The sequence below is a fragment of the Coprococcus sp. RTP21281st1_F1_RTP21281_210402 genome, from assembly GCF_040915325.1.
Classification (GTDB): Bacteria; Bacillota; Clostridia; order Lachnospirales; family Lachnospiraceae; genus Coprococcus; species Coprococcus aceti.
The window spans coordinates 41,435-50,480 of the sequence record NZ_JBCPDQ010000003.1; the positions used below are offsets into that span (position 1 = coordinate 41,435).

Here is a 9,046-nt window from a genome sequence, read left to right on the forward strand (position 1 = left end):
ATTGAACGGAGGTCTATATTATGGATTATATTCGATGTACTACTACAAAACAACTTCTTGCTGCAATGAAATACGCTATGACACTTAATCAGATACAACAAAAAACCGTTGCTACTAATCTTGGGAAAAGCAATCAATCAATAAGTCAGTTCTTTATAACTGCAAACCCACAATGCAATACTATATTTGATATGCTTGCGGCTATGAATTTGTCAATGGAAGTTCGATTTGTACCCAAAGACGATACTCAGTAAGTATCGTCTTTACATAATTTTACACCTTTTTATTCAGCCTGTATCATGGTAAATTATGGCAAATTACATACTTTCTAATATTGTTTTCATGCCTACAGATCCATTGGCATATGTTTTCATAGTAGTCCTAACAGATGAATGCCCTAACTGTTGTTGCGAAAATACTAGACTTCCCTTGCTTGCAACTATTGAAGCATAATAGTGTCTCAACATATGCGCTGAAACTCCATTCCCATACGTTTTAAAGATCTTCTTAATATTATCTTCAGTTGTACGAGTTCCGTTTTTATTTACAAAAACCGCATTATTATCAACTATATTATTTAATGTATTCCTATAATTTAACCATTCAATTAAAGCCTTCTTTGCAGTACCTGTGAGATAAACTATTCTACTCTCCTGTTCCCTATATTTTCCTTTTCCTAAAATGGTAAAATATGGCATATCTTCATCTAAGTGCAAATCAGATATGTCTAATCCAGCAAGTTCTGCTTCTCTTATTCCTGATCCTTTGAGGACATTAAATATAGCTATATTTCTATTTCTAACTGAAACATCTTTTTTCCACATAATCTTTCTTTCCATTTCTCTGAGTTGGTCACTAGAAGGAAGCTTTTCGATTAAATTATTATTCGATATAATTCCCTTATAGGTGACATCATCGAAAAATCTATCTGATATATTAGTTCCTTTCACTCGACTTATATAGTTCCAAAAACTACGAATAACATTTTTTCTTGTTTCCAATGTTGTAAGAGCTATCCCCTCCTGCTCTTTTGTTCTTAAATATAATGTAATATCTTCAGCCATAATATTTTCAAAATCTGAAGGTTGTATTTCTGATATATCATTTCTAAAAACTAAGCCTTTTTCAATAAACCAATTGATCAAATCTACAATAATCCCCAAATAATTTATTGCCCCAGCTTTACTCTCAATCTTTATGGTAAAGTATTTTCTCATATAAAGAGGTAATTGTAATTCATCCAGTTTTCTATTTAATATCTCTTCATTTTTTTTCTGAACTTCTGTTTTATAACACATGATAATCAACCTCCAACCTCAATTTTTATTATTTCCCAATGAATAACTTGTACAAATAGCATTGTACATATTTAATGATGCCTGTTCACTCGCCTTAAATCTTTCATCAAGATACTCATGATATTCTTTTTCTATTTTATGTAGCCTTTTATTCTCTTCCCTTAAATACCTATTCTCCTGCACTATATCGGCAAGAGATAATACAATTTCTTCTATCGTATATCTATCCATATTAAACTACCTCACTTTCTCTTTCATAGTTATCCGTATAATAATTCTCTCTTTTTATCTTAGCTAACTCAAATATTTCATCGTAAGAATCACAATATCTAACCTCTTCGTTTTTTGTAACAAATCCGCATCGCAAACAATATAAATCTTTTACATGTCCTTTCTCACGTTGCTGCTTGCGTTGTATACCAGTAACTAACATATTTTCTTTCATGCAATGCAAGCATATAAACTTTGATTGTCGTTTTGGGTTTCCATTTTTATATCTACTCATTTTTCATCACCATCCTCTAAAATTGTTAGTACATTACACTGAGCTACAATCCCATACCCTTCCTGAATTACTTCCCAATTCTGCAAATCTTTTGGAATATCATATAACATACCTTTCCACAGTTCCTTTCTTAATGGATCTGTTGTATTTCTTGTTTCTGCTGTTTCAATCATAATTGGTACATTTTCGTTTTTAGTTATAAAATCTCTAATTATTGTCATAATAATCACCTCATTTTCTGCAATAAAAAAGAAGCAGTTAATTCCTGCTTCTAATGTTTACTATTATTTACATAATTGTTGTTTATGTTTATTTTTATTGACGTTATAACGCCCAATTTCTTATATATTCCATCTCCACATTATATATTTTCCCACATGTATTACACCGCTTATCTACTGACACCCTGCATGTATGATCATCTATATAGACAATACATTTATCTAATATAGGGGCTTTTGTATTATTACTATTGCAATATGGGCATTTATATGTATGTTTCATTGTTTTCTCCTTATCATCCAAATATTTTCCCTTAAATTTTATATCAAGGGGAAATCGTCATTTCTTTTTCCGCACTTCTTCATGACTACCTGCTATATCTAAATAATAATCAGTGCATTCCGTAACTTCAAAATCATTAGTTCCCGGATTGTCCCATTCACTTTTTTGAAGCCATCCACGTCCTTTACAGCTATTTAGATCATCATTTTCAGATAACCATATTATATCTCCAACTTCAAATGTTCTATCCGAACTGGCTTTTGTAACTGTATATAATTTCAACTTTTCCATCTATATCACCTCTTCCAATCTACCCATATAAAATTGACTCTAAATCATCAATCACAATTTCCATCTGTCTTTTTACTTCTTCTTCTCTAATTTCTGTAAGAGATAGTTTATAATCTTTAATTTTCTCTTCAATTTGATCACAACACCATGTAGGATTATTTCGTTTTCTGTCCATTTACATCACTTCCTCTAATCTTCCAAGTAAATCATTCTTTCTTTTTATCCTTGTAAAAAGTAAATATAAAACCATTTTGGATATCCATCTTGCCAAAATTCACAATAATGCCTATATCTGCTTACTTTATTCTCTTTGTATAATTCTGCGAGCAGCTTACCAATTTCAGGAACTTTCGGTGCTCCATACGGATACCATTCTACTGTTTTGGGATTAAATGCATGTATGTATGCATTTACAAAATCATCTGCTACAACATCAATAAACTCATCCTTGTGTTGCGACATATAATTAAGTATCCATTGCTTTTTGTGTTCTTTTATGACATTTCACCTCCAAAGGAAAGTTAAATTCCTTTGCCATTATATCTGATATTCAGACGCACACTTGTCGCATACACTAAGATTATCTTCTTCAATATAAGCCCCACATAATTTACAATGATGCGGAAGATTTTTGTTTTTAATTTCTGTAGTATCTTCCACAAATTCTGAACAGCCACAATATTTACAGCCACAAGCTTCCATATTCTCATATGAATCAAAATGTCTATAATAAGAATGTCCACAAATACATTTTCTGTTATCTCCATAATTTGGATTATACATCCTTTGAACAACCTTATATTCATATTCTAAATATGGAGAATTTTGACTACTTATTAACTTTGCCTCATGCTCTATTCCAAACACATCCCTAATTTTTGTCATTATTGTATTCTCCTTCCATAGTAAACTTAGAGTTCATTTGTCTTTTTTAACTGCATCACTAACTCTAACTCTGCAATTTCCGTTTTCAGTTTCTTCATGTATAATAATGCGTTAATAGCATTGTCTTCATAAGTTGATTGTTTAATGTTTTTCATATTAATTCTGAAATATTCTTGTTGATTTTCCAAATCTCGCTTCTTTGCAGCTAATCGCTGTTCCAATACGTCATTCATATTATTCACTCCTTCCATTCAAAAGAAAACTTGGTTCATTGGGTATAAATTTTATACCCTTTCGACATCCACAATCTTAAATTACCAATTAATACTGTAACAGATATTTTTCCATTTGGAATGTCGCAATCATTTTCTGTTACAGTTAATATTTCTGTATGAGCTGGAACAAAACCATGTATTCCATTAAAATCTGGATGCTCTACTGCAACCCTATTTTTAATTCCGCTAAGAAGTCCCATATCATATACTCCTTCTTTGGTCTGAGGAAATTTCCCTTTATAATAAGTATCGCAATATACCTTTTGCCATTTATTCAATATTCTTTCTCTCCAATCTCCATATGAAACTATTATTTAAATTATATCAAATCAATGTATATTTACTATTTTTCTAAAATATTTCCCTGCCATACTCTTTTCTCCATCACAGTCATTTCTTCGAACAATACATTCAATCAAAGCAGAATCTAAATCCATATACGTTCCAATATCTTTATATGCTTTATATGTATTATGTTCATTCTGTAAATAGATATATCCTGTAAAACAGCTTTGTTTACGATTTTTATCATATGATTCAATTATTTGATAAGCATTTATACAATGAATGGCAATTATATCTTTTTCTTTAAAATTATTTTTAAAAAATTCTATTGTTTCCTCATTAGTTAATTTTCTAACATCGTGATCTGTAATAGAATCCAGACTCATAAAAGCATGTGCTTTTTGACCATATGGTAAAAATCTATAATCATTAAAATTGTTTGTTTGTACAACCATTCCTATTTGATTTTTATATTCAACTATATCTCCATATTTCATATACATCACCATCCAATCTAATCGCTAATTAACCGATTCTCAATTTTTCTCAATAAATCTACCCTTACTCATCTATACTTAAAATTCCATTTTTAGTAATTGACTCCAAATCACAAATATCTACATTTTTGTACAATATCATTTTATCAACTTCACTTTCCATTCTACACAATATCATTCAACAACTCAATCACTTCATCAAGCTTTTCACTCGCTTCTTCCATACTATCAATTGCATCTTCAGAACACATTCCTCTATAGCTGCTTTGTAATCCTTCTGGCATATTATCGAATGCATCCTGTTCTTCGTTTAATATAGAAGATAACTCACTTGAAACTTTCTTCAAATCGGTTTTAATCAAATCAATTTCAGTTTTGAGTTGCCTTATCTTTTCTCTTCTCTGTTTATTCATTACCTATCACCCCATAATGCATGGACTACATCATAATCACTTGGCATACATGTACATGTCAAAGCTCCAAAATTCAACTTATTAAATTCTTCTTTTGTAATTTCAATTCCCATATCGCCATCAACAGTAGTATTGTAATCAAGTTTTCCTTGACATTCTGGACGGAAATACCATACTCTATAGAACTCTTTACCAGTCTTACTATTTTTACCACTAAACAAGCAGGTAATTGTTCTGCCTGAACTAATTTCAGTTGTAACAGTTTTTCCGAAATATGGATTGTATTGACTGTATACATTTTTTCCATATTTCAAATTTTCCTGTTTATCATGTTCACTCATTTCGAACAACTGCTGTGTACCTCTTCCATAAGAAGTGTCGTACACTTTACTGCTATTCACACCAACTGTAGAATATAATTTAACTCCGTTTCTGTCAGTTGTCTCAACTCTTTTTACTCTTTCTCCGTTGATATAATCATTGCACAATCTATCCATATAGTGCACGTTCCCATTTTCATCTACTCTACGAGTTGTCTTCTTCATATCATAATTATCATACGCTGCCTTTGCAGCACTTCCTGCATAAATTCCTAAAAACGCTAATAGTCCTCCGAACATATTCATCAACCACCTTTCTTATTTTATATTACTATCTTCTCCACTTTTCCATTTCATCTACAGACTTCTTATTTAAGTTATTATACATGTCTTGTCTCTTACGAGATTCTTCCTTTTTATTAAGATGATAAGGAATGCCAAATACAATAATAAAAGCTACTAAATATCCAATTAACTGTGCCATAATGATTACCTTCTTTCTTTAATGTTTGACAAAAGCCACCAGATTATATCCGATGGCTTGCTCTACTTTTATATTCTCTATTTCTCTTCAATAATTACTAATTCAACTCTATGTGCCTTCTGATCTTTATCCAAAGCATACAAACATGGACTTTCATTTCCCTGTAATACTTCGTTGAGATTATATGCCCAACCCCAAGGGGTTTCTATCATAGTCTGACCAAAATTATTCTCAAATAACTTCCAATCACAATCATCAGGTAACTTAACTTTTAACTCATCACTACAGACTCCGTTAACATGTGGTTTTCCATATGTATACACATTTCTTTTTTCAGCCCTAAGAACTCCATAATTCCTATATATTGTAAATTCGTTCATATTCTCGTCCTCCTAATTATATTTTCCATTCATCATCTTTATCATATTTACCAGCAACCATTTGCCGTTGGATATATTCAGGGCTTTTTCCTGCGTCCATGCTTATCTTTGCTATAGATACTTTATCAATCGGATAGTTATCTACCTTATGATTCAAATTTGCCTTATATATTGCATATATTATTACAAAAATTATAATTACTACTAATTCCATCTCATTACCTCCCTTCCATAGCATGTAATTATTATATCTTATTTAAGCTACCTTTTCCAGTGTTTGCCAATCTTCAGATATTATTTCTATATCTTCATCCTCTCTATTACCAATCTGGTTGTAAAACATATAATAACTAATCACATCCACTTCCTGACCATCCTCATCGTATAGTGTAAAATATATATCTTCTACTCTATCTGATATAGTTGTATCAGTGCTGTTTGCCGAATCATTCTGTATATATCCGTTTCGTTCCAGATATATTTTACCTTCTTCAAAGGTCATATTATGTAATTTATTCATATTTATCATAATTCTACCTCCATAATAATAAAACCTGTGAGTAATTTTTTACCCACAGGTTGTTTATGTTATGCCTTACTTATTTCTCTGTATATTTCCGACTGCATATCAACTACACCCTTAACATACTGCCCAAGTTCCTGATCCGTACAAGGCTCTAGCATATTTCTTGCCTTTCTTCTAATTAGCCGATATGCAAGTTCCTCATTTCTAGTTTCTGTTATATTAATTTCCATATTACTACCTCCAAATGTGCCGTTCGTTGATTATCTCATAATTATTATGTTGATGTTTAACTACAATTCCATTGCATTTCATAATATCTATGAGAAGATCTATATCATCTCCATGCTCTTCAGTCATAAGATACCCAAACTTATCAAACATTTCTTCCTCAGATAATTTGGTTATAATTTCTTCTGAATATTTTACTACCTTTCCCCTTATTAAAGACTCAATAATATATCTATGAATTGTTCCAAATTCATCAGTATAATCAAAATATCCAGTTCTTAACTCTTTATCTCCAAATCTTTCTATTGATTGTTTGTTCAAAAAGTCTTGTGCTGCAACTTGATTATCAAAATAAAAGCTTTCTCCAATGTCATTTAGATAAACGCTTAAAATATCTTCATGTTCACCCAATAGAAACCCTTTTACAAATCTCTCTAATTTCTTATCTATAATAATATTTTTCATATCATCACCATCCTTTTGAAATTTCCGTTTCTTGCGATTATTTAATCATAATACAAAGAATTTTTGCGTTTTTATTACCATACCAATCGTCAAAATCTGCATATATATCACAATTTGCCATTAAAGTATTATTATATTCACTCTGATCCATCAACTCATATAGACCAACTTCCATATCTTCCGTGTAATCTCCTTCAGGAGAACAATTGCTAAGTTCCACACAATTATCTCCATGAAAATGATTCGGATAATAATACCCCTTACTTAAAGGCTTATAGACCTCTAAATCTACATATTCTCCCTTATATAATTCTTTCACTTCCGCAACAGTCATATTCTAATTCCTCCTTATATATAAAATATTTTATTAATTTTCTCTGTAAGTTTTTCATTTTCCGAATCCAAATGAGCATATATCTTTAAAATAGTATTTACATTTGAATGTCCCATAAGTTTTGCAGCTTGTTTTATTGACACGTCAGAATAATACAAAGTAGTAGCATAATTATGTCTAAATATATGTGCTGTTAATTTTGAATTTGCATTTATATTATTATCTATTTTTGCAACTATATATTTCCACATTTTTGTATATTCACTATCTTTAAGATATTCTCCATCTATATTAAAAAAGAGCTTATCATCAATTGTTTCCATATATGATGTAAGCTCTTTTAATAAAAATTCAGGTATAGGTACTTTTCTATTGCTTGAATGTGTTTTAGGATTTCCGCATATTGGGTTTCCATTGATAAAATGCAATGATTTATCTATAACCAATTCATTATTTATAATATCATTTTTCGTCAAAGCTAATGCTTCTCCTTTTCTTAATCCACATCCATATAATATATGAACAAATACCTTACTCATTGAATCACAATCAATATTTCGAACTGCTATTTTTTCTTCTTTTGTTAATGCTCTTTTTTCATTGGATTCATAGTATGGAGCTTGAATAAAAGTATATAAATTCTTATCAACAACCCCCTCTTCTTTCGCTATTTTAAATATTTGTTTAAGTGTCAATAAAATATGTTTACATGTAGCTGGATTAGAAATTCTTTTATTGATAATTTGCTGAAGATTGGAAATAGAAATATTATTCATTTCCATTTCACCAATTTCAGGAATAAGATGATTTTCAATTATATTTCTATACAGCCTCTGTGTATTATAAGATTTCATACTTTTAAATATATCAAGCCATTCTATTGAATACTCCTTAAATAACATATCATCCCTTCCTTCCATAGCCTCAGTAAATCATCGTTTCATGTTATTTATTTTGTTCCATCCAACTTTTAAGTTTATCACTATCTTTCAAGTCTCCAACAATCCGCTTATAAATTCGTACAAAATCGGAATTTCCAAAAGCTGTTGGCAGGTCATTATCTTCAAGATAAGCGTTGAATGTTTCAACATCCGCTTCTGATAAAAGACCTTTTAATCCGCTACGACACCTTACAACATTGTGAAGGCAAAAATTATCTACGTGACCATATTGGCATAAATCTCTTGCCATCATCATGTCACTATAAAGCTGCATGAAATAATCATTGTTTTTCTTTTCGCCTGATTGAACATACAATGCATTACAGATAATTACTAAATCATCTGCGGTTAACTCAACCATTACTTCCCGTTTTTCTTTTGAAATAGTTTGAATATTCATATAATTAATCTCCTA

23 protein-coding genes are annotated in these 9,046 nt (G+C 30.5%); 1 reads left to right on the forward strand and 22 read right to left on the reverse strand.

Annotation, left to right across the window (positions count from 1 at the left end):
* The first annotated feature begins 20 nt into the window (after positions 1-20).
* Positions 21-254, forward strand: a complete 234-nt coding sequence (locus tag AB5150_RS04255) for a hypothetical protein (RefSeq protein ID WP_368291299.1) — start codon at positions 21-23, stop codon at positions 252-254.
* A gap of 63 nt (positions 255-317) precedes the next feature.
* On the opposite strand, the gene AB5150_RS04260 is transcribed toward AB5150_RS04255, so the two are convergent.
* The 22 genes from AB5150_RS04260 to AB5150_RS04365 form a co-directional block, all read right to left on the reverse strand.
* Positions 318-1,298: a tyrosine-type recombinase/integrase gene (locus AB5150_RS04260; protein WP_368291300.1), complete on the reverse strand. Its 981-nt coding sequence runs from the start codon at positions 1,296-1,298 to the stop codon at positions 318-320.
* 18 nt (positions 1,299-1,316) lie between these two features.
* Positions 1,317-1,529 carry a hypothetical protein gene (locus AB5150_RS04265; RefSeq protein ID WP_368291301.1) on the reverse strand — a complete coding sequence of 71 codons (213 nt, stop codon included), beginning with the start codon at positions 1,527-1,529 and terminating at the stop codon, positions 1,317-1,319.
* A gap of 1 nt (position 1,530) precedes the next feature.
* The gene (locus tag AB5150_RS04270) at positions 1,531-1,803 is read right to left on the reverse strand and encodes a hypothetical protein (RefSeq protein WP_368291302.1); all 273 of its coding nucleotides are present in this window, start codon (positions 1,801-1,803) and stop codon (positions 1,531-1,533) included.
* Positions 1,800-2,024 carry a hypothetical protein gene (locus tag AB5150_RS04275; protein ID WP_368291303.1) on the reverse strand — a complete coding sequence of 75 codons (225 nt, stop codon included), beginning with the start codon at positions 2,022-2,024 and terminating at the stop codon, positions 1,800-1,802. Before AB5150_RS04275 ends, AB5150_RS04270 begins: the two co-directional genes overlap by 4 nt.
* 340 nt (positions 2,025-2,364) lie before the next feature.
* Entirely contained in the window at positions 2,365-2,598 is a 234-nt protein-coding gene (locus tag AB5150_RS04280) for a hypothetical protein (RefSeq protein ID WP_368291304.1), read from the reverse strand.
* A gap of 19 nt (positions 2,599-2,617) precedes the next feature.
* Positions 2,618-2,773 (reverse strand): hypothetical protein, encoded by a 156-nt coding sequence (locus AB5150_RS04285; RefSeq protein WP_368291305.1) that lies wholly within the window; start codon positions 2,771-2,773, stop codon positions 2,618-2,620.
* Positions 2,774-2,817: 44 nt separating this feature from the next.
* A complete protein-coding gene (locus AB5150_RS04290) occupies positions 2,818-3,060 on the reverse strand; it encodes a hypothetical protein (protein WP_368291306.1) in 243 nt (80 codons plus the stop codon).
* Positions 3,061-3,135: 75 nt separating this feature from the next.
* Entirely contained in the window at positions 3,136-3,483 is a 348-nt protein-coding gene (locus AB5150_RS04295) for a hypothetical protein (RefSeq protein ID WP_368291307.1), read from the reverse strand.
* Between the two features lie 26 nt (positions 3,484-3,509).
* The gene (locus tag AB5150_RS04300; protein ID WP_368291308.1) at positions 3,510-3,716 is read right to left on the reverse strand and encodes a hypothetical protein; all 207 of its coding nucleotides are present in this window, start codon (positions 3,714-3,716) and stop codon (positions 3,510-3,512) included.
* A 35-nt stretch (positions 3,717-3,751) separates the two neighbouring features.
* Positions 3,752-3,958 carry a hypothetical protein gene (locus AB5150_RS04305; protein WP_368291309.1) on the reverse strand — a complete coding sequence of 69 codons (207 nt, stop codon included), beginning with the start codon at positions 3,956-3,958 and terminating at the stop codon, positions 3,752-3,754.
* A 129-nt stretch (positions 3,959-4,087) separates the two neighbouring features.
* Positions 4,088-4,540 (reverse strand): hypothetical protein, encoded by a 453-nt coding sequence (locus AB5150_RS04310; RefSeq protein ID WP_368291310.1) that lies wholly within the window; start codon positions 4,538-4,540, stop codon positions 4,088-4,090.
* 164 nt (positions 4,541-4,704) lie between these two features.
* On the reverse strand, positions 4,705-4,953 hold the full coding sequence (locus AB5150_RS04315; RefSeq protein ID WP_368291311.1) for a hypothetical protein: 249 nt from the start codon (positions 4,951-4,953) through the stop codon (positions 4,705-4,707).
* Positions 4,953-5,573: a hypothetical protein gene (locus AB5150_RS04320; RefSeq protein WP_368291312.1), complete on the reverse strand. Its 621-nt coding sequence runs from the start codon at positions 5,571-5,573 to the stop codon at positions 4,953-4,955. Before AB5150_RS04320 ends, AB5150_RS04315 begins: the two co-directional genes overlap by 1 nt.
* A gap of 31 nt (positions 5,574-5,604) precedes the next feature.
* A complete protein-coding gene (locus tag AB5150_RS04325) occupies positions 5,605-5,757 on the reverse strand; it encodes a hypothetical protein (RefSeq protein WP_368291313.1) in 153 nt (50 codons plus the stop codon).
* A 77-nt stretch (positions 5,758-5,834) separates the two neighbouring features.
* Complete coding sequence (locus AB5150_RS04330) at positions 5,835-6,137, reverse strand: hypothetical protein (protein ID WP_368291314.1); 303 nt, start codon at positions 6,135-6,137, stop codon at positions 5,835-5,837.
* A 16-nt stretch (positions 6,138-6,153) separates the two neighbouring features.
* Positions 6,154-6,351 carry a hypothetical protein gene (locus AB5150_RS04335; protein WP_368291315.1) on the reverse strand — a complete coding sequence of 66 codons (198 nt, stop codon included), beginning with the start codon at positions 6,349-6,351 and terminating at the stop codon, positions 6,154-6,156.
* 42 nt (positions 6,352-6,393) lie between these two features.
* Positions 6,394-6,666 carry a hypothetical protein gene (locus AB5150_RS04340; RefSeq protein WP_368291317.1) on the reverse strand — a complete coding sequence of 91 codons (273 nt, stop codon included), beginning with the start codon at positions 6,664-6,666 and terminating at the stop codon, positions 6,394-6,396.
* A gap of 59 nt (positions 6,667-6,725) precedes the next feature.
* A complete protein-coding gene (locus AB5150_RS04345; protein WP_368291318.1) occupies positions 6,726-6,893 on the reverse strand; it encodes a hypothetical protein in 168 nt (55 codons plus the stop codon).
* A gap of 4 nt (positions 6,894-6,897) precedes the next feature.
* Positions 6,898-7,356: a hypothetical protein gene (locus tag AB5150_RS04350; RefSeq protein ID WP_368291319.1), complete on the reverse strand. Its 459-nt coding sequence runs from the start codon at positions 7,354-7,356 to the stop codon at positions 6,898-6,900.
* 37 nt (positions 7,357-7,393) lie between these two features.
* Positions 7,394-7,690: a hypothetical protein gene (locus AB5150_RS04355; protein ID WP_368291320.1), complete on the reverse strand. Its 297-nt coding sequence runs from the start codon at positions 7,688-7,690 to the stop codon at positions 7,394-7,396.
* Positions 7,691-7,704: 14 nt separating this feature from the next.
* A complete protein-coding gene (locus AB5150_RS04360) occupies positions 7,705-8,592 on the reverse strand; it encodes a tyrosine-type recombinase/integrase (RefSeq protein ID WP_368291321.1) in 888 nt (295 codons plus the stop codon).
* A 43-nt stretch (positions 8,593-8,635) separates the two neighbouring features.
* Positions 8,636-9,031, reverse strand: a complete 396-nt coding sequence (locus AB5150_RS04365; protein WP_368291322.1) for a hypothetical protein — start codon at positions 9,029-9,031, stop codon at positions 8,636-8,638.
* Positions 9,032-9,046: the final 15 nt, after the last annotated feature.